Raw genomic sequence first — 19,285 nt, 5'->3', positions numbered from 1 at the left:
GCGATCGTGGCGCCGGCACGCTATCACGTCGAACGGGCGCCCCACCAGACAGCCAACGGAGGGAGCAACAGGGAAGCGGCGGCCGACACGACGAACGTCCAAGCCGCGCCCAACAGCCCGTATGTCGGGACGAGCACGGCGGCGGACGCGACGGCTATCCAGAATACGAGGACGTACGCATACAGTACCTGCCGAAAGCGACGCGTCGCCGTCACGGCCGCACCCGCGACGGCACTCAGGTACGAGAGAGCGCCTCCGATGGAAACGACGACAACCAGAGGCGCGTTCCGCGCATACGCTGAGCCGAACAGCATCCCGAGAAGGCCGTTCCCGGCAACGGCGCACGTGATGATCAGGCAAAGTCCCGCACCCGCAGCCCCAATGCCGAGCGCGATGATCACACGGGAGAAACGCCGCCAGTCCTCGCGTGCGAACGACTGAGCGAGATGACGGCCCGCACTTTGCACGACGGTGTTGACGAGGACCCCCGCCACCAGCACCAACTGGAGCGCCGCCGAGAACGACGCGACATCCTCCGGACCGCGAGCGTGCTCGAGCACGTACCTGGGGAGCCCATCGACGAGTGCGGCAAGCACATACGCAGACGCGAGCGGAAACGCGGTCGCTGCGAGCCCTATCAGCCGCCTCGATGCCGATGAGCGCTGGTCATCGAGTCGACCGTGATGGCTCCTCAGAGCACCTGTCGAGAGCGGAACATCGAATCCCACCACGACGACAGCGGTTCCTGCTAACAGACCCACCAGCGCTGCATTCAGATCATGCGTAAACAGGAGCACACCTGCGAGCCCACTGGACCCGAGCGCTCCGCGGGCGATCATCGATACTCCGATGAGGTTCCAGCGCTCTTCGACTTGCCACTGACCGTAGATGATGTCCGACACCGCTTCCAGCGCTCGAACCGCGGTCAGCAGGAGCACGGGCAACAGCAGTCGCGCATCGAAGGCGAGAACCACCAGAATGGGGGCGGCCACGACCGCGGCAGCGACCGTCAGAGCGCGAAAACGGAAGTAGTCCCGGAAGGCGTACTCACCCCTGACGTCCGACACCTGGACGGCGCGGAGATTCATCCCAGCAATCAGTACGAGCGGTGTCGCGACGGCTGCCGCAAGGGCGAACCGCCCGGTTGCAGTCATCGACGAGAGGCGCGCGACCAGGACGAACTGGAGCCAGTTGCATGCCGAGAGGGCCGCCTGACCGCACATCATCCATGATGCTGCGCGGCGAATCGTCGTCCGATTCGCGAGCGCCGTACCGATCATCGCGCCCGATCCCACCGCCTCCGCAATTGGAACACCCGGAGTCACGAGCAACCCCTCCGGCGTTCGCCTGGGTTGGCCCTCGTCGTCCGCCCTACTCGCGCATGCTCGTCGACCAGTCTCTCCATCCTCGAACGAGGCTCGCACGCCACGTCGAGGTGGGCAAGCCCCCCGGACCTGCAGGCGCTGGCCGACGCGACTCTCTCGGAAATTGGACCGTCGGGGCTCGCTCGCGTTAAGCGGCGGCCTCCCGGTTCGTCCTTCCCCTCACCCTCGACGCCACCAGATCCCCGGGGTGCGCGACGTACAGCGGCCCCCACGACGGGTTGGCGTCGTGCATCACTTTCAGCGCGCGGATCATTTGCTTGGTCAGCCCGGGCACGTCCGCCTTCGGGGAGAGCGCCTCGGTCACCGCGGCGGCCACGGCGTGGGCGGCGTAGGTGCCGGGAGCGAAGCGGGCGGGGACGGGCTTCGCGGCGCGCAGCGCCTGACGCAGGTCGCGCACGATGGCCTCGTCGGCGTCGCGCCAGTCCTGGATGTCGCCGAGGGCGTGGCGCTCGAGGGACTCGAGCTTCCGCCGGACGACGGTCCTCGCCACGACCGCGGCGGATTCCTTCGCCACGGCGGCGGTGACCGGGGTACGGCCGAGGCGCACCTGGCCGAGGTCCCGGTCGGTCTCGGCGGCGAGGGCGTCGGCCCACGGCTTCGCGGCGGAGAACGACAGCAGGCGCACGGTCTCGGCGCCGAGCCAGCCGCGCGCGATGTCTGCGGGGTGCGGGTCGTCCTCGGGCCCGACGTTCCGCAGCACCTCACGCCCCGCGTACGCGCCGTTCAGCGCGCGGAAGTAGCCGATGAGCCCGGCCGCCGCGGCGGGGCCCATGTTCAGGACGCCCATCACGTCGGAGGCGGTCTCGTCGAGCCGGTCGGCCCAGTAGTCGGCGATGGCGCGGCCGAGCTTGGCGGCGGCGACCTCCTCGCGGACGGCCTTCGCGAGCTCGTCGTGGAGCCCGTCGTCCGCGGCGAGCAGATCGTGCCCGGCGGTCTCGTGCGCGACGGTGGACCAGGCGAGGAGGCCGGCGCGGGCGTTCGGCGCGGGGAGCGAGACGATCGGCGCCTGGACCTGGAAGCTCGCCGTCGCGGCCACGGGCCAGGTGTAGGGGCCGTCGGCGGCGCTCCCCCACTTCACGAGCGGCGGGACCACGCCGCGGTCCGGCGGCTTCACGCCCCGCCGGTCCTCGGCGGAGACGAAACCGTCGTAGAGGTCGCTCACGACCTCCTGGAACGCGTCGGTGGCGAGCTCCTGGTACCCCTCCCCGTTCTGCAGGACCGCCTGGGCGAGGTCGAGCATCAGCCGCGCGATGCCCTGCCGGTCCGGGTCCTGCCCGAGCACGTCCTTGAACCCGCGCGCGCCGAGCTTCTCGAGCGTCGCGACGAACGGATCGCCCGTGGCTTGGCGGTACAACGGCGGCAGCTTCGCGCGGGCCTTCTCGAGGCGGGCGAGGAGCGACCGGTAGTCGGCGGGATCCGCCGGCCCGTCGTCGCGCTCGAGCGCGGCGGCGCGCGCGTCCGCGATGCAGGCGGCGAGGTTGCCCAGCGAGGGGCGATCGGCGGCGGAACGGGAGGCAGTGCGGCGCGAGGTGGCGGCGGTGGCGAGGCGCATGGCTGTCGTACTCCCTGTCCGGGTTGACATGCCCATGCCACGGCGAGGATCAAAGGTGAATAGCGCGTTCGGGGGCGCGACACGAGACCGCACAGAGAGTGACCGTGCGTCGCTCGAGTCCTCCTGTCTGCCCTCGATGGCGGGCGGTCGGCCTTCGACTCCGCGGCCGCTATTGCGGCCACTACGCTCAGGCTGACCGAGAATCAGCGGCCGCTACGTTCAGGCCGCACCGGGAATCAGCGGCCGCTGCGCTCGAACTGATCGGAGGACGAGAGAACGTTCAGTGCTTCCCGTGGCACGACGTGCACAGCTCGTTGAAGGGCTTGCGGAGCACGCTCTTCTTCGAGTGCGGGTCGTGGCAGGTGTGGCAGGCCACCTTGCGGTCGGCGAGGAGGGGCAGCCCGTGGGCGTCGGCCTTCTGGACCACGTCCACGGGGTGGTTGCCGTGGCCGAAGCGGTGGCACGCGGTGCAGACGGCGTTCGGGCCGGCGGTGAGCTTCCCGTCGGGGAAGTGGCACCGCTGGCAGAGGGCTTTGCCCTTGAAGTCGTGGGGGTCGCGCGCGGCGGCCGCCTCCGGGGAGGGATCCGGCACGAAGAGCGCCTGCTTCGGCGCGGAGGTGTCCGTGACGGGGGCGCGCGCGCAGGCGAGCGCGAGCGCGCCGGCGAGGAGGACGGTATGGGGAAGTCGCATGGTCATCGCTCTTCGCGCTCCTGCGGCACCCGTCGCGATCGCTCACCAGCCGCGAACCGATCGGGCCCGTCGTTAGCCGACCATATCCCGTCGGAGGCCCGCGCGGAAAGCGCTGGTCGGTACGCAGCGGCCATCGCCTTCGAACCCGCGCCCTTCGACTCCGCGCTGCCTTCGGCAGCGCTACGCTCAGGGCGAACGGGTCGTAAACGGGTCGTTGGCGCTACGCTCAGGGCAAGCGACCCTCTGGCGGTCGTTCAGGGCGAACGGGTGGTTGCTCAGGGCAAGCGGGCCCTCGTCGCAGCAACCGTGCGGAACCGCTCGCCCTGAGTCATACAAGCGTAGGCGCGCCTTCCGCGCCGGAGTCGAAGGGCGAGCAGAGCCGAGTCGTCCGCGCCGTGGAGGCACGCGCAGTCTCGACGCAAGCAGGGATCGTCATCAGGTCCGGCGAGCGGCCTGGCGCCGAACGAGGCCGACCACGGCGAGCACGGAACGCAACGCGACCCCGCCGGCGAGCAGCGCCAGCCCGGCGCCGAGCACGGCGAGCCACGGGTCCCGCGTGCCGAGCAGGTCCACCCACAGGAGCACGTCGGGGCCGAGGGTGATCGCGCCCCCGGGATAGGTCGCGGACTCTCCGGCCCGGAGCCGCCCCTCGAACAGCTTCTCCTTGCCCTGCAGCGCCTCGACGTGGAACACCGCGCCCTCGAGCCGCCCGTCCACCAGCCAGCGGTACGCGTCGGGGTCGCGCAGGTCGCGCCGCTTCCCGCCGATGGTGGCCTCCTCGAGCCGGAGGAACAGGTGCGCCCCGCTGCGTGGAGGCGTTAGGAGATCCTCGAGCTTCGGCGGGAACGTCCCCGCCCCCATCATCACGTTCGGCTCGGGGGTCCAGGTGACGAGCGCGGCCTCCTCCGCGGTGTGCGGGAACGTCCCGAGCATCACGTAGCCGTCCACGAGCGGCGCCGGCGAGCGCTGCGCCCACCCGACGGCCACCGCGTACCCGAAGCGGAACACCGAGAGCCGCCAGCCGGCGACCGCCGTCGGCGGGAAGAGGCCGATCCGGACAGGCTCGCCGCCCTCCGGCTCCGCCTCGATCTCCACCGTCTTCGAGAGCACGTGGGGGCCGCGCGGCGCGAGCGCGACCGATCCGAACCGGAGGGCGGGCAGCCCCTGGAGCGCGTCCGGCTCGAGCGTCTGGCCCTCCCCCACCGCGACCGTGCCGCCGGTCCGGAACGCGAGGCTCGCCGGGAGGGCCGCGACCGAGAGCCCGAGGCCGGAGAGGACTAGCGCGCGCGCGGCGCGCAGCCCCCGCGGCCCGGCGGCGAGCCCGGCGCACACCGCGGCGCCGAGGAACAGGAGCCCGCTCGCGCCCAGCAGCGCGAGCCCGATGGGTGAGCCCACCGCCCCGACGAGCCCGATCGAGCCGCCGAGCTCGAGGGCGGCGGCGTAGAACGCGAACGCGATCAGGAGCCGCGCGGCGAGCCCCGCGAGCCGCGAGGACCAGGTGGCGAGCGGAGGCCTCATGGCGACACCCACCCGCATTGAGCTGCTGCGGCGCACGCTGCCTGCCTGCGCGGGGCAGACTCCTCCCTGTGCTGCTCGACGTGCCAACAGGCACGCCTGCGCTGCTCGGTCGTCGTGTGCCCACGCTCGGCGACGGCATCGTGTGCCTCGCGACGCTCAACGCAAGCGGGTGGCGCCATCACTTCCGCTCCATCGCCCGCGTCCAGGCGGACACGAGCGCGTCGCGCGGCACGAGGAGCGTCGAGCCGCTCACCTCCGCGCCGGGCACGGGGATGGGGTTGCAGCCGCCCGGCTGCCCCACCGTGGTCACCGGGATGGGCGTCTTGCAGTACTTGCAGAAGACGTAGCCGGCCCCGAGCTGCGCGTATCCCTTGGGCTGGCAGATCTCGCAGAGGTCGAGGGCGACGGCGCGCGAGCCGTCGGGCCGGCGGACGGTGAAGAAGGTCACCGCGCGTCCGCCGGGGACGGAGTAGACGAACTTGCGCATCCGGTCATCCTGTCCGGCGAGCGGCCCGCCCAGCGGCACGACCACCTTCCCTGCCCCGTCGTCCACCACCGGCTCGGGGAGCGGATCGTACAGGTCCTCGCTGCCCGCCCGCGCCGACCAGATCGCCGCGATCGAGAGGGCAGCGGCGACGGCGAAGGCGATGGAGCCGAGCCGCGTCTCGCGGAGGAACCGGGCCCGCTCGAGCCGTCGCGCCGGCGCGTGCGTGCCCTCGGCGATGGCCGGCGCGGGCCGCCGGACGAACGCGCGCCAGGCGGCGAGGATGGGCGCCGCGACCACGGCGGCTCCGACCGCGGCGTGCACCGCCGGCTCGAGGAAGCGGAGGATGAGCTGATAGGCCCAGTCCTCGAGGTAGGCGTGATCCGGCACCTGGAGGACGACGAACAGGAGGTGGACGGAGTCGTGGATCGCGCGGGAGATCGCGGCGGTGACGAGCCGCGGGAGCACGTGCGCGCCCACGGCGGAGGTGCCGATCCCGGCCAGCTCGAGGGCGAGGAGCAGCGACAGCACGGCCGCGGGCGTGAGGTGCCTCGCGGCGCCGGCCCGGAGCCAGAGCGCCGCGGCCCCGGCGCCGAGCGCGCCGGCGACCGCGAGGCCGGCGAAGGCGGCCCCCCAGACCGGCGCGGCCGCGCCCCCCAGCAGCGCGAGGTCGGAGAGGTGCTCGGCGAGGAGCACCCCCTCCGGCGCGAGCACGAGGAGCCCGATCGCGAGCCCCGCGACCTCGGCGACGGGGCGGCGCCACCCGATGGCGAGCGCGTCCGCGCTCCGGCCGCGCGCGAGGAGCGCGAGGGCGGCGAGCGCGAGCGCGAAGAGGGCGTCGCCGCGCTGGAGCGCCGGCAGGAAATCGGCGGGGGCGAGGCCGCGTGCCTGGGCGCGGAGCGCGGCGGCGACGCCGACCGCGAGCCCGGCGGCGACCGCGACGGCCGCCGGCGCGGCGATGCGTCGGAGGGCGGACGCGCGGAGGAGCACGAAGCCGAGCGCGGCGGCGAGGGCCCCGTCGGCGCCGACGCGCAACGCGGCGAGGAACGCGTCGGCCATCCGCTCACTCGTACACGAGCACGCCCTTCACCATCTTCATCTCGCAGGTGAAGAGGTACGAGCCGGCCGGCGCCGGCGGGAGCACCACCTCGGTGCTGCCGCCCGGCCGCAGCGGGAGGTCCACCCCGAGATCCGGCGCGAGGAGGCGCGTCTCGCAGGCGTGCGCGTCGTGCAGCGTCACCCGGAGCCGGAGGGGCTGGCCGGCCCGGGCGTGGATCACGTTCGGCCGGTACTCGCCCGCCGCGCCCACCAGCTCCACGGTCTGGATGCCGTCGGGGCCGGGCGCCGCCCTCCCCTGCGCCGCCGAGGCGACCTGCACCGAGGGCGTGCGCAGCGCCTGGACGGCGGCGAAGATCCCGAGGACCGCCGCGGCGGCGGCGCCCAGCGCGACGGCGCGGCGGCGCGTCATGCGCCCTCCGCGACGAGCGCGACGTCGGCGCGCGGCCGCTCGGGGACGATCCGCTCGTCCGAGACCAACGCCCCGTCGCGCATCGTGAGGACCCGATCGCCCCAGCGGGCCACCGCGGGGTTGTGGGTGGCGCAGACGATCGTGAACCCCGCCTCGGCGTGCAGCCGCGCGAGGAGGTCCAGGACTTGAAGGGCGTTCGCCCAGTCCAGGCTCCCGGTCGGCTCGTCGAGGAGGAGGAGCCCCGGCTCGTTCACCAGCGCCCGCGCGATGCAGGCGCGCTGCCGCTCGCCGCCAGAGAGCTGCGAGGGCAGGTGCCGCGCGCGGTGCGCGAGCCCCACGCGCGCGAGGGCCGCCTCGGCCTCCGCCTCGTCCGCGAGGCTGTGGAACCACTGCGCGAGCATGACGTTCTCCACCGCCGAGAGGTACGGCACCATGTGGTGCTGCTGGAAGACGAAGCCCACCCGCTCCCGGCGGAAGCGCGCCGCCGAGGCCTGGTCGAGCGTGGAGAGGTCGATGTCGCCGACGAGGATCCGGCCGGCGCTCGGCGCGTCCATCGCGCCGAGGAGGTGGAGGAGCGTGGACTTGCCGGAGCCGGACGGTCCGACGAGCGACACCCACCGACCCGCGTCGAGGTCGCACGCGAGCTCCCGGAGCGCCTCCACGTCGCCGTAGCGGCGCGCCACCTTGTCGATGCGGATCGGGTATCCGGGCATGCGAGGGGGACGCTGGGGCGCCGGATCAAGGCGCCCGGAGACTATCGCACGGAGAGACCGCGAGCGCACGCGCCACCGGCCAGGTGGCGGCGCCGAGCGCGAGCGCGAACGAGGTGACGATCGCGAGGGGCGCGGCGGCCCAGCCCGGCGGCACGAGCGCGCCGAAGACGCTCGCGGCGACCGCCTCGGCCGCGACCGCGCCGAGGACGCACCCGGCGAGCCCGCCCACGAGCCCGCTCGCCGCGGCCTCGGTGAGGAGGAGCCGCCGCACCGTCCGCGCCTCGGCCCCGAGGGCGAGGTAGAGCCCGAGCTCGCGGCGGCGCGCGAGGAGGAGCACGCCGAGCGTCCCGGAGACGGTGAACGCCGTGGCCGCGCCGAGCGCGAGGGTCACCGCCCCGAGGAGCCGCCGGACCTTGTCGAGGAGCGCGGTCTCGGCCCCCGCGACCTGGGCGATGGTGCGCGCCTCCGCGCCCGGCACCGCGCCCTCGATGGCCCGCGCGGTCGCCTCCGGCGTCCGCGACGCCAGGTCCGCCCGCACCAGCGCGAGCGAGGCCTCGCCCGGCCGCGCGGCCAGCGCCTGGGCGAGCGGGAGCGGCAGGAACAGATCGTCGTCCTCGCGGCCGCCGGTCTCGACGATCGCGGCGAGCCGGAGCCGCGCGCGGCGGTCGCCGGCGGCGACCTCGAGCTCGCGGCCGGCGGCGAGCCCGAGCCGCGCGGCGACCGAGGCGCCCGCCATCGCCTCCCCTTCGCCCGGCCAGCGCGGCGTGACGCGCCAGAGCGGGTTCAGGGCGCGCAGCGCCTCCCACCGGTAGCCGACCGCGCCGGCGGCCGCGCCGTTCACGCTCACGCGGGCGAGGAGCGCGGGCGCGACGGCCTCGACGCCGGGCACCGCCACCGGGAGGCGGAGGAGCGCGGCCTCCGGGAGGTGCCGCTCCTCCTCGACGGGCCCGAGCTCGAGGGCGCCGAGGCCGAACCGCAGCGGCGCGGAGCGGGGCAGGACGAGGAGGTTCGCGCCGTACACCGACAGCTCCTTCCCGAGCTGCCGCTCCACCCCGCCCGACACCGCCACGAGGCAGAAGACGAGCGCGGACGAGAGCGCGAGCGAGGCGGTCGCGACGGCGCTCGCGGCGAGGCTTCGCCGGAGCGAGCGCCGCAGCCACCGGCCGAAGAACCCGGTCCCGCCGGGCCGCGCCGGCCCCGGGGTCACGCCGCCTCCTTCAGCTCGGGGGCGGGCTCGAGGGCGAGCGCGCGCCGGAGGGGCCACACCGCGCCCGCCGCCGCCACGAGCAGCGCGGCGAGGACGGCGAGCGGCGCGAGCGCGGCGCCGGGCTGGAGGGGCGCGCCGAAGACCACCGCCCCGAGCACGCGGACGAGGACCGCCGCCAGCGCGGCGCCGAGGACGCCGCCGAGCGCTCCGAGGGCGAGGATCTCCGCGCCGAGGAGCAGCACGACCTGCCACGCCGACGCGCCGCACGCGCGCATGAGGGCGATCTCCGCGCGCCGGCCCATCACCCGCGCGGCGAAGGTGGAGGCGACCGCGAGGGCGGCGGCCGCGAGCGACAGCGCGGCGAGGATCGCCATGAGCACGCCGAGCCGCGAGAGGACCCGCGCCTCCGCCTCGGCGATGCTCCAGACCGGCCGGGCCCGGCTCCCGCGGATCGCCTCCTCCACCTGCCGGGCGACGCTCGTCACGTACGGCGTGCAGAACCACTTCTCGTACTCGAGCCGCGTCATGCCGGACGGCGGGCGCCGGCCGAACGCGTCGAGCGGGACGGTCACCGCCGAGACGAGCGCGCGAGAGATCTCGCCGGGGCGCCCGAGGAGCGCCTGCGCGTCGGAGAGGTCGATCAGGACCTCGTCCTCCTCGAGGCCGCCGGTCGCGAGGAGCCCGGCGACGGTGTAGGTCGCCGGTCCCTTGCCGACGTCCACCGCGAGGCGGGCGCCCGGCCGGACGCCGAGGCGGGTCGCGACCGCCCTCCCCACCACCGCCGCGCCCCGCTCGCCCGGCGCCGGCCAGCGGCCGTCCACCGTCCAGTGCGGGAAGAGCGGGACGACCCCCGCGACGAGATCCTCCCCGCCCTCCGCGCGCGGGAGACGCCTCTCGAACCAGACCCCCGCGACCAGGGCGCGCTCGGCGCCGCCCGGGCCCGCCACGGTGGCCGGGGCGGTGAGCGAGGGGGCGAGGCCGACCACGTTGTGCCGCCAGAAGATGGTGAGGACGCGGGCGAGATCCGCCTCCTGGAGCGACGCCCCGCCGGCCGCGGCGCCGCCCGGGGCGGTCGCGCCGACCGGCTCGACCACGATGTTCGCGCCGAAGCTCCGCAGCTCGCGCGCGATCCGGTCCTCCGCCTGGAGGGCGACGAAGCCGAGCGCCGAGGCGATGCCCGCGCCCATCGCGGTGGAGAGGACCACGAGGGCGAGCCGCATCGGGTGAAGGCGGACCGCGCCGCGGAGGATCCGGAGGACCATCGGTCGTGCATCATGCCACCGGGTGACGTCGGGCAGCCATCCACGGCTCCGGCGGTCACTCGAGCGTCCGGGACGTCACCGGGGCGAACCGGCCTCGCGCGAGGAGTCCGCTGCCTGCCGTGGCCGGCCCGAGAGGATCTCGTTGCCGAGCGTCGTCACGTCGGCGACCTTCCAGCGCCCGCCCTCCCGGACCAGCGCGTAGCGCATCCGCATCTCGCTGAGGATGACCGCGCCGGCCGTTCGCCCCGGATCGAGGGGGCGATCGAAGTACCGCCAGCGCTCCGCCGTGTCGACCTCCGCGGTCTTCCCGTCGGGCGCGGCGCGCGCCGAGAGGACCTCGAAGCGCTCCAGCGTCGAGTCCAGGACCAGCCGGTTCGAGGCCTTGAGATCCACGAGGACGAGGACCCGGTCGGCCTCCTGGCGCGTCGCGACCTCCGGGACGCGCGAGGAGTCGCTCATCCGGAACGCGCGGACCAGCTCGTCGTCGTAAGCGCGCACGGCCCGCGCAGCGTCGGTCGCGGTGCGCTTGCAGCCGGAGAGCGCGACGAGCGCCGCGACGACGAGGAGCAACCGCCTCATCCGCGCCCCACCAGGTAGGAGTTGTGGATGGTGGGCACGAGCAGCGCCACGACGAACAGTGTCGCGAGCGCGCAGGCGAGCCCCACGAAGGTGAGGTACGCCATCCGCCTCCCGCTCCACCCGTGCAGCACGCGAAGGTGCAGGATGATCCCGAGGACGATCCACGTGACGAGCGCGCTCGTCTCGATGGGATCCCAGCCCCAGTACCGGCCCCAGCCCTGCGCCGCCCACAGCGAGCCGGCGACGATCATGACGCCGAGGAAGAGGAACGACGCGAGCATGAGCTGGTGCGCGTACAGGTCGAGTCGCTCGGGGGGCGGCAGCGCAGGGAAGCGCGTCGGGTCGCGGAGCTTCACGAGGTACGCCGCAGCGCACGCGGCCGAGAGGAGGATGGTCGCGGCGAAGAGCTTCGCGAACCCGATGTGGAGGTAGAGCCAGTAGGAGCGGAAGATGATGGGGAGCGTGTACCGGACGTCGAAGCTCGTCAGCGCCCACCCCATCCCGAGGAAGGCGAGCGGCAGCACGATGGGCGCGAGGCTCCGCAGGGCGCGGACGCGCAGCGTCGCCGCGAGCCAGACCGCCACGAGAACGAAGGTGTCCGCCGACACGACCTCGTAGCGCGTCGCGTACGGCCCGTGCCCGACCGCCGCCCAGCGGAGGCCGAGGGCCCCCGCGTGCGCCGCGAGGCCGAGGCCGGCGAGGGCCCTCGCCGCCCATCCGGCGCGATCGCTGCGAAAGGCGAGCCAGAGGACGGCGGCGACCGTCCCCGCCGCGTAGCACGTCGTCGCGGTCCAGAAGAGGATGCTCTCGGTCATGGGCCCTCGGTACGAAGACGCCGGTCCTCGGCGCCCGGCGGAGGATCGTGCGTCCAGTCCGCCGCGAGCGCCGCGCCGCCGCGCACCAGGTAGGCGCGGATCGCCCCGTCCTCCACCCGCGCCACGCCGGCGGGGAGGAGCAGGAGCGCGCAGCCGGCGAGGACGAGGGCGAAGCCCGCGAAGACGGCCGACATCCCCGGCGCGCGCGCGTAGGTGTACTGGCCCCACCGCCCCACCGAGAGGAGCGTCGCGTCGCGATCGCCGAAGCGGAAGGCGGCGCCGCGCTGGAGGGCCCGCCGCACCCCGTCCTGCTCGAGCTCCACCCGGATCGGTCCCGTCCCCATCGGATCGTCGAGCGAGCCCGCCGCGGTCAGCAGGAACCGGGCCGGCCGGCCGGAAGGATCGTCGAGCCGGATCGACGCGAGGTGCGCCATCTCGGGTCGGAGGTGGACGCTCCGGCGCCCGAGGCCGGGGACGTCGAGGTTTACGGCGTAGCCGGTCGGGATGGCCTGGAAGAACTGCAAGCCGCCGGCGCGGATCCCCGCGGAGCGATCGAGGAACGCCGTCACCGGGTCGTGCCCTCGCCGCACGACGCCGAGCTGGCTCAGCCGATCCCGCGCGTAGCCCTCCTGGCTCGCGTAGGGATCGAACCAGTGGAGCGTGACCTCGACGTCCGGGGGGGTGGCGCGCGCGAGGACGCCCCGGCTCCGCCAGAGGAGCGCGCCGGGCGCGTCGAGCTTCGCGGTCTCCCCCTCGGTGAGCTCGAAGAGGCCGGTGTCGAAGAGGCTCTGCTGGACGAGGACGCCCGCGATGAGCGCGAGGAGGCCGACGTGCAGGACCCAGCCGCCCCAGAGCCCGGCGCGACACCGGGTCCAGATCTCGCCGCGTCGCCGGAAGCCCTGGTCCCGGAGGAACGCGCCGGGATCCGCGCCGGGGCGCGGCGGCAGGCACATCGCCGTTGGAGGGAGCTCACCGCGCCCGAGCCGGAGGATCCGGCCGCGCTTGCCCCAGGTGCAGGCGAGGACGCTCGCGAGGAGCGCCGCGACCGCGACGAGGAACGGCGGCGCCGAGAACGGATGGTCAAGCCGGAGCGCCGCGGCCCACGCCGGCGCCGGGCGCCCGCCTGGCGAGGACCAGGGAAGCCAGGCGCCCACCGCCGAGTAGACCGCGACGAAGCCGATGACCGCGAGGGCGAACGACGGCGATCTGACGATCCGCACGAGCTTCATGGCGAGCGCGCCCCGCAGTCGGACACCTCCGGGGCGGGCCCGGAGGCCCGCCCTGGCCAGCGACCGGCCATCAGTGTCCCTGCCCGCCGATGACGTTGCCGCAGCCGCAGTACGCGGTGGTCGTGCCCCAGTTCGTGGTCGCGTTCGACGGATAGTACGCGAGCCGGAGCTTGTTGTAGGTCGAGGGAGCCTGATTGTAGGGCGGGTTGTCGGTGGCGAGGCAGTTCGTCCCCGCGCCGTTGCCGTTCTGGCAGGCCACCACCGGACCGCCGACGTTGATGTTCATCGAGGTCTGCCCGCAGGTGGTCCCGCCGTTCACGCCGCAGCCGCCGTTGCCCGCGCTGAGGAGCCCTGGCCGCATCGAGCCGTGCGGGATCGCCGAGTGACAGGTGAAGCAGGCCGCCTTCCCGTTGTGGGTGCCGTGAGCGCTGTAGCGCGAGTTGGTCGAGTTGATGGAGTGGCAGTTCCAGCAGAAGATCCCGGTCGTCGCCACACTGTTGAGAGATGCGTTCCAGGCCGTGTTCGGGCCTCGGAGCACGAACTTGGCCGCCGAGCCGTGCGGGCCGGCTGGGTCGGTGTTCGTGTCGGAGGCGTGGCAGTCCGAGCAGCGCATCCGGTTCCGCGTGGTCGTGCTCCACGCGAAGTTGGTCGTGACGAGGTTGGTGAGCGTGATCTGCCCGAGGTTGTTCGAGCTGTCGGCGAGCACCGGGTGGAAGGAGCCGGCGGTCTCGCCGCCGTCATAGGTGTTCGCCGTGCCCGAGGTCTTCCAGTTCCCGGCGTTGGCCGGGTTGAACTCCATCGCCGTGTCGGTCTCGGTGAACCCGCCGGCCGCGATGGGCGACGGCAGGCCGACCGACGACGGCGCGGTCGGCAGCGTGCCGTAGAAGCTCGAGTGGCACTTGAAGCAGAGCGTCGCCTCGAGGTTGTCCTGGGCGGCGCCCGGGGTCCCCGTCGTCAGGGTGGCCTTCGTGAAGTTCGTGGACGCCCCGGCCGTCCAGAACGCCGGGTTGGTCGAGAGCTTCGCCCCCCACGTCCCGGCGAGCGCGCCGCCGATGGTGTTCCCGCTGGCGCCGCCGATGGTCCGCAGGCCCGCCTTGGCCTGGTGCGAGTCGTGGCAATCGAGGCAGTTCACGTGACGCTCGGTCACCCCCAGCGTGTTGCCGAACGCCGCGTTGCTCGCCTCCGTCACGGTCGCGTGGACGGTGTCCGAGTCGGTCCGGTGCCCGCTGCCGGCCTTCGCGATCTCGGACTGGATGTTCTTCTTGGAGCGGTTGCCCTGCACGCCGCTGGCGGGCGTCGCGGTGGACCCGTGGCAGTTGTAGCAGACGTACCCGGCCGCCGTGCCGGCGGGCGTCTTCGAGCCCGCGAGCAGCGACGGGTCCGTCGTCCCGTGCACGGCCGTCGCGCCCGAGCCCGTCGCCGAGGAGGTCGGCGTCGTGCCCTCCGCCCGCGAGGCGTGGCACTTGGTGCAGTTCCGGTTGAAGCTGCTCCCGTCGTGGAGGGTGTAGTTCCAGTTGTACGTCGTGGTCCCGTCGGAGGTGGTGACGCCGTCGTGGCCGCCGCCGCTGAAGCTCGCCGCCGCGACGGCGGGCCGGCTCGAGTCCACCTGGGTCTGGTGACAGGACGTGCACATGCCGCCCCAGGCCTGCGTCGTCGCGTTGTAGGAGAAGTCCACCTTGGCCGGGGAGCCGACGGTGACGTTGTTGCTCCCGTCCCGGGTCATGGCGCGCGACGTCGCGCTGCGGGCGTCGGCGTAGCCGTTCTGCTCGTGCGTCGTCGCCGGGCTCAGGTCGTGGACGTGATCGTCGTGGCACATGTTCACGCAGGAGCGCTGCGTCGCCAGGACGTTCGCGAGCGACGTCTGCGTGCCCCAGTCGACCGTCGCGTCGTCCTTGAAGCTGTCGTTCGTCCCCACCGCGGCGCCGAGGGTGTGCTTGGCGGCCAGCCCGGTGGTGGTGCCGTTCATCGCGTTCCAGATGCTCTTGTGGCAGCCGGAGCAGCTGGCGCCGCCGCTGCTCTCACCCGCCGCGAACCCGCTCTGGTGCGAGTGGCACCCCGTGCACGCCTGCGTCCCGACCGCCGCCGTGTAGTGGGTGTCCCCGTTGCCGGTGTTCCGCCAGCGCGGCGGCCCCACGTAGAGGCTCGCCGTCCCGGAGACGGTGGGGCCCTGGTAAGCCGTGGCGAGCGTCGCCTGCGTCGCCGAGACGACGGCGGAGATCTGGTACGACCTCCCGTCGGGCGCGAGGACGTAGTTTCCGACGTCGCCGGTCGGCGTCGTCCCGCTCACGAAGACGGCCGAGCCGCTCGTCACGGTGGTGCTGCCGTTGGTGAAGCTCCCGTTCGAGTAGGTCCGCGACGCGTTCATGGTGCGGGTGTGGCACGCCTGGCACACGCCGCTCGAGTCCGAGTTGGCGAAGGAGGAGCTGGCCGGCGTCGTGGCGCCGCTGACGTTCGAGTCGCCCGTCGTCTTGGCGAGGTAGACGTTGCGCGCGGGCTGATACCCGTTCACCGCCGGCGGGACGATCTGCTCCTTCACGAGGTACAGGTTCCGCGTGCTGTGCGGCGTGTGACAGTCGCGGCAGGTCGTGGACCAGGAGCCGTACTTGCTCCGGGTGGACTGGCTGTCGTGCGGCTGGAGCTTGCCCTGGCTGTGGCAATCGCTGCAGAGCTGGCTCGCGTTGTCGCGGACCAGCATGTTGCCGTCGCCCGACCCCGCGGCGCGGACCGTGACGGTCACCGGCGCCGACACCACGGTCGCCGCGGTGTTGGTCGCGCAGGCCTTGAGCGTGTGCGTCCCCGCCGCGAGGCCGCTCACCACCTTGGAGTACATCGCCGCGCTCGCGCTCGAGTAGGTGTGCGAGTCCTTGGTGATGGTGGCGTCGTTCGTGGCGCAGGAGGGCGTCGAGCCGTCGGTGGTGAGCCCCATCGCGCTGACGGCGCTGCCGTTCGCGCTGTTGACGTAGATCTGCACCAGGAAGTTGCCGCTCACCGCCTTCCCCTTGTCGGGGTTCACGATCGACACCATCGGGCCGGTGGTGGAGGAGACCGACCCCTCGTTCACGGCCGCGGGCGCCGCGGTCGAATAGTTGTTTGCGGTGACGGTCGCGCCGGTGGTCGCGGTCGCCGGCGAGAGCCCGGCCACGTTGGCGGGCGCGAGCTGCATCTTGAAGTTCTCGGCCGGGGCGGCGCCGTAGTTGGCCGTCGCGTAGATCCGGAAGGTGACCGCGGTCGTGCCGATCGACACCGGCAGGCCGGTGGACGGGTCGTTGATCGTGCCGAAGACCCACTTCGCCCCGTCCCAGCTCCCGGTCGCGTACACGCCGGTCCCGGTCGCGTTCACGAGGTTGAGCTGGAGGTCGCCAGCGGTGGCGAGCGGCGCCGCGGCGGCGTTCGAGACCGCGAGCGCGCCGAGCGACACGGTTCCGGAGGTTGCCGCCAGGGTGAACTGGCCGACGTACGTCCAGGCCGTGGCGCCGACGGTGAGCGTCCCCGCCGCGGGCTGGCTGGCGATCCCGGGATCCCCGACGACCAGGTTCGCCGCGCAGACCCCGGTGTTGATGCTGGAGGAGGTGGTGATCGGGTTCGTCCCGGCCACGCCGCCGGTCGTGTCGGTGAACTGCGCCCGGTACCAATAACTCGTGCTCGCCGCGGCCGTGCCGTCCGTGCAGGCGCGCGGGTTCGTCCCGCCGCCGAGGTTCGTGCAGGCGGCGAGCGCGGTGAAGGTCGTCCCGTCGGTGGAGCGGCTGAAGGTGACGGTGTTGTCGCCGTCGGTGTCACCGGTGTAGCTCGCGGTCGCGGTCACCTGGGTGCACGAGTTGACGGTCGCGTTGATGGCTCCCGTCGTCGTCCCGGGGACCGGCGGCGGTGTCACGGTGAGGGTCGCGCTGGTGGTGTCGTTGTCGACGAAGCCGTAGCCGCTCGCCGTCACCGAGGCCACCGTGCCGGTGACGGTGGCGTTCGCCGAGACGGTGGCCGCCGTACCGCACAGGTAGAGGTTGGTCGAGCTCGACGTCGTGGTCGCGCTGATGTTTGTCGTCAGGCTGATCGTGTTGCTGCCGGAGACCGGGCTCGCCAGCGTCCCGTAGGTCGTCCCGGTGCACGCCGAGCTGCTGTTCACGAACACGTTGGTGAGCGGGCTGCCCGTGGAGAACGTCAGGGTCACCGCCACCGACGTGATGGTCGCCGTGCCGCTGCTCGTCTGCACCGAGAACGCGTCGATCGCCCCCACCTGCCCCGAAGACTTCGAGCTGCTCGCCGGCTCCGCGCTGCCGTTGCCGATGGTGATCGACGGTGGCACCGTCACCGTGAGCGTCGCGCTCGTGGTGTCGTTGTCGGTTGACCCGTACCCGCTCGCCGTCACCGAGGCCACCGTGCCGGTGACGGTCGCCGACGTGGTCACCGTCGCGGCCGTGCCGCACAGGTAGAGGCTGGTCGAGCTCGACGTCGTGGTCGCGCTGATGTTCGTCGTCAGGGCGATGGCGTTGCTGCCCGAGACCGGGCTCGCCAGCGTCCCGTAGGTCGTCCCGGTGCACGCCGAGTTGCTGTTCACGAAGACGTTGGTGAGCGGGCTGCCCGTGGAGAAGGTCAGGGTCGCCGTCACCGCCGTGATCGTCGCCGTGCCGCTGCTCGTCTGCACCGAGAACGCGTCGATCGCCCCCACCTGCCCCGAGGTCTTCGAGCTGTTCGCCGGCTCGGAGCTGCCGTTCCCGATGGTGAGCGCGGGCGACACCGTGAGCGTGGCGCTCGTCGTGTCGGTGTCGGTCGCGCCGTACCCGCTCGCCGTCACCGAGGCCACCGTGCCGGTCACCGTAGCGGAGGCGGTCACGGTCGCGGCCGTGCCGCAGACGAAGAGATCGGTCGTCCCCGACGTCGTGGTCGCGCCGAGGCTCGTCGTCAGGTTGATCGTGTTGTTGCCCGAGACCGGGCTCGTCAGCGTCCCGTAGGTCGTGCCGGTGCACGCCGAGCTGCTGTTCACGAAGACGTTGGTGAGCGGGCTCCCCGAGGAGAACGTCAGGCTCACCGACACCGCCGTGACCGTCGCCGTGCCGCCGCTCGTCTGCAGCGAGAAAGCGCCGATCGCCCCCACCTGCCCCGAGGCGATCGTGCTGCTGGCCGGCTCCGCGCTGCCGTTCCCGATGGTGATCACCGGCAGCACCGTGAGCGTCGCGTTGTTGGTGTCGCTGTCGGTGTACCCGTAGCCGGTCGCCGTCACGCCCGACACGTTCCCGGTGACGGAGGTGCTCGAAGCGACCGTCGCCGCGGTGCCGCAGACGTAGAGGTTGGTCGAGCCCGAGCTGGTGGTCGCGCTGATGTTCGTCGTCAGGCTGATCGTGTTGTTGCCCGACGCCGGGCTCGCCAGCGTCCCGTAGGTCGTGCCCGTGCACGCCGAGCTGCTGTTGATGAAGAGGTTGGAGAGCGCCGTGTTGCCGGCCGTGAGGTTCACGGTGACCCCCGTGATCGTCGCCGTGCCGCTGCTCGTCTGCACCGAGAAGGCGTCGATCGCCCCCACCTGCCCCGACGTCTTCGAGCTGTTCGCCGGCTCGGCGCTGCCGTTGCCGATGGTGATGGTGCTCGAGGCCGGGTTCAGCGAGACCACCGCGAGGGTCTGACGGCTCGACGCGGTGAGCGTGGAAGACGTCGTTTCGCTCGAGGCGCTCGCGGTCAGCTTGTCCTCGACGTTGCTGCCGACGTTGGGCCCGGTGTCGTTCGTGACGCGCGCGGTGTACGTCGCGGGGGTGATGGACGAGAGGGTCTGTGAGCTGGAGTGCGACACGGCGGCGACGTAGGCGCCGCCGGCGTTGGAGGTCACCGCGGACGCGAGCGTGATGGTCTGGGATCCCGTCGTCGTGACGCTTCCGCTTCCGGTGATGGGGGTCGTCTGATCGACCCCCTGGTACGTGCCGGCGAACACGGACACGCCGCTGAAGCTCTGGTCCGAGGTGACGGTCACCGCCAGGTTGGCCGCGCCCGCGGGAAGGTTGGCCTCCTTGAAGTAGCCGATCCAGAGCTGATTGCGGCTGTTCGCCGAGGACACGACCGCCTGCGTCGCGGTCGCCCCGTTGTAGGTGGCGCTGGCCGAGAAGGAGGTGATGTTGCTCCCCTCGGTCGCCGACACGACCACGACGAGGACCCGATTCGTCCCGGCGCCCGGGGTGACGCTGATGTTCCCGGAGCTCCAATTGACGGCATTAGGGTTGGCGTTGGCGAGCGGCGTGTTCCCGAACCCCGAGACGTACGCCACCGCCGCGTCCGCCCGCCCCGCCCACGCGCCGGCCATTGCGACGAGCGCCACCGCCGCCGCCCTGCCGAAGCCCGCCCGATTGCCACGCATGTCCACCGCCCGATCGCTCATGGTTCCGCTCGTCCTGGTCCGTGGGCCCGC

Annotated in this window: 13 protein-coding genes; all 13 read right to left on the bottom strand. The window is 73.1% G+C overall.

The features are described 5' to 3' along the window. Positions 1-23: 23 nt before the first annotated feature. Positions 24-1,280 carry a lipopolysaccharide biosynthesis protein gene (locus tag MNZ27_RS04170; RefSeq protein ID WP_242392776.1) on the bottom strand — a complete coding sequence of 419 codons (1,257 nt, stop codon included), beginning with the start codon at positions 1,278-1,280 and terminating at the stop codon, positions 24-26. 232 nt (positions 1,281-1,512) lie between these two features. Continuing rightward, the gene (locus MNZ27_RS04165; RefSeq protein ID WP_242392775.1) at positions 1,513-2,937 is read right to left on the bottom strand and encodes a hypothetical protein; all 1,425 of its coding nucleotides are present in this window, start codon (positions 2,935-2,937) and stop codon (positions 1,513-1,515) included. 280 nt (positions 2,938-3,217) lie between these two features. Then, positions 3,218-3,628, bottom strand: coding sequence for a cytochrome c3 family protein (locus tag MNZ27_RS04160; RefSeq protein WP_242392774.1), 411 nt, complete (start codon positions 3,626-3,628; stop codon positions 3,218-3,220). Between the two features lie 435 nt (positions 3,629-4,063). Next, entirely contained in the window at positions 4,064-5,146 is a 1,083-nt protein-coding gene (locus MNZ27_RS04155) for a hypothetical protein (RefSeq protein WP_242392773.1), read from the bottom strand. A 178-nt stretch (positions 5,147-5,324) separates the two neighbouring features. Further along, positions 5,325-6,689 (bottom strand): Fe-S-containing protein, encoded by a 1,365-nt coding sequence (locus tag MNZ27_RS04150; RefSeq protein WP_242392772.1) that lies wholly within the window; start codon positions 6,687-6,689, stop codon positions 5,325-5,327. A 4-nt stretch (positions 6,690-6,693) separates the two neighbouring features. After that, on the bottom strand, positions 6,694-7,098 hold the full coding sequence (locus MNZ27_RS04145) for a cupredoxin domain-containing protein (RefSeq protein WP_242392771.1): 405 nt from the start codon (positions 7,096-7,098) through the stop codon (positions 6,694-6,696). Then, positions 7,095-7,811 (bottom strand): ABC transporter ATP-binding protein, encoded by a 717-nt coding sequence (locus MNZ27_RS04140; protein ID WP_242392770.1) that lies wholly within the window; start codon positions 7,809-7,811, stop codon positions 7,095-7,097. The genes MNZ27_RS04145 and MNZ27_RS04140 overlap by 4 nt, the downstream gene beginning before the upstream one ends. A 25-nt stretch (positions 7,812-7,836) precedes the next feature. Then, positions 7,837-9,018 (bottom strand): ABC transporter permease, encoded by a 1,182-nt coding sequence (locus MNZ27_RS04135; protein WP_242392769.1) that lies wholly within the window; start codon positions 9,016-9,018, stop codon positions 7,837-7,839. After that, positions 9,015-10,280 carry an ABC transporter permease gene (locus MNZ27_RS04130; RefSeq protein ID WP_242392768.1) on the bottom strand — a complete coding sequence of 422 codons (1,266 nt, stop codon included), beginning with the start codon at positions 10,278-10,280 and terminating at the stop codon, positions 9,015-9,017. Before MNZ27_RS04130 ends, MNZ27_RS04135 begins: the two co-directional genes overlap by 4 nt. A 75-nt stretch (positions 10,281-10,355) precedes the next feature. Further along, positions 10,356-10,850, bottom strand: a complete 495-nt coding sequence (locus MNZ27_RS04125; RefSeq protein ID WP_242392767.1) for a hypothetical protein — start codon at positions 10,848-10,850, stop codon at positions 10,356-10,358. 5 nt (positions 10,851-10,855) lie between these two features. Beyond that, positions 10,856-11,674, bottom strand: a complete 819-nt coding sequence (ccsA, locus tag MNZ27_RS04120) for a cytochrome c biogenesis protein CcsA (RefSeq protein WP_242392766.1) — start codon at positions 11,672-11,674, stop codon at positions 10,856-10,858. After that, positions 11,671-12,903: a hypothetical protein gene (locus tag MNZ27_RS04115; protein WP_242392765.1), complete on the bottom strand. Its 1,233-nt coding sequence runs from the start codon at positions 12,901-12,903 to the stop codon at positions 11,671-11,673. The genes ccsA and MNZ27_RS04115 overlap by 4 nt, the downstream gene beginning before the upstream one ends. A gap of 70 nt (positions 12,904-12,973) precedes the next feature. Next, positions 12,974-19,255: a beta strand repeat-containing protein gene (locus tag MNZ27_RS04110; RefSeq protein WP_242392764.1), complete on the bottom strand. Its 6,282-nt coding sequence runs from the start codon at positions 19,253-19,255 to the stop codon at positions 12,974-12,976. Positions 19,256-19,285: the final 30 nt, after the last annotated feature.

Source organism: Anaeromyxobacter oryzisoli (assembly GCF_022690765.1).
Taxonomy (GTDB): Bacteria; Myxococcota; Myxococcia; order Myxococcales; family Anaeromyxobacteraceae; genus Anaeromyxobacter; species Anaeromyxobacter oryzisoli.
Note: the sequence above shows the minus strand (reverse complement) of the source record. Positions and strands in the feature narration are given on the sequence as shown.

Coding starts and splice junctions, on each gene's coding strand:
- MNZ27_RS04155 (WP_242392773.1), bottom strand. CDS start 5,146: ATGAGGCCTCCGCTCGCCACCTGGTCCTCGCGGCTCGCGGGGCTCGCC.
- MNZ27_RS04160 (WP_242392774.1), bottom strand. CDS start 3,628: ATGCGACTTCCCCATACCGTCCTCCTCGCCGGCGCGCTCGCGCTCGCC.
- MNZ27_RS04170 (WP_242392776.1), bottom strand. CDS start 1,280: ATGATCGGTACGGCGCTCGCGAATCGGACGACGATTCGCCGCGCAGCA.
- MNZ27_RS04110 (WP_242392764.1), bottom strand. CDS start 19,255: ATGAGCGATCGGGCGGTGGACATGCGTGGCAATCGGGCGGGCTTCGGC.
- MNZ27_RS04145 (WP_242392771.1), bottom strand. CDS start 7,098: ATGACGCGCCGCCGCGCCGTCGCGCTGGGCGCCGCCGCCGCGGCGGTC.
- MNZ27_RS04165 (WP_242392775.1), bottom strand. CDS start 2,937: ATGCGCCTCGCCACCGCCGCCACCTCGCGCCGCACTGCCTCCCGTTCC.
- MNZ27_RS04115 (WP_242392765.1), bottom strand. CDS start 12,903: ATGAAGCTCGTGCGGATCGTCAGATCGCCGTCGTTCGCCCTCGCGGTC.
- ccsA (WP_242392766.1), bottom strand. CDS start 11,674: ATGACCGAGAGCATCCTCTTCTGGACCGCGACGACGTGCTACGCGGCG.
- MNZ27_RS04130 (WP_242392768.1), bottom strand. CDS start 10,280: ATGGTCCTCCGGATCCTCCGCGGCGCGGTCCGCCTTCACCCGATGCGG.
- MNZ27_RS04150 (WP_242392772.1), bottom strand. CDS start 6,689: ATGGCCGACGCGTTCCTCGCCGCGTTGCGCGTCGGCGCCGACGGGGCC.
- MNZ27_RS04140 (WP_242392770.1), bottom strand. CDS start 7,811: ATGCCCGGATACCCGATCCGCATCGACAAGGTGGCGCGCCGCTACGGC.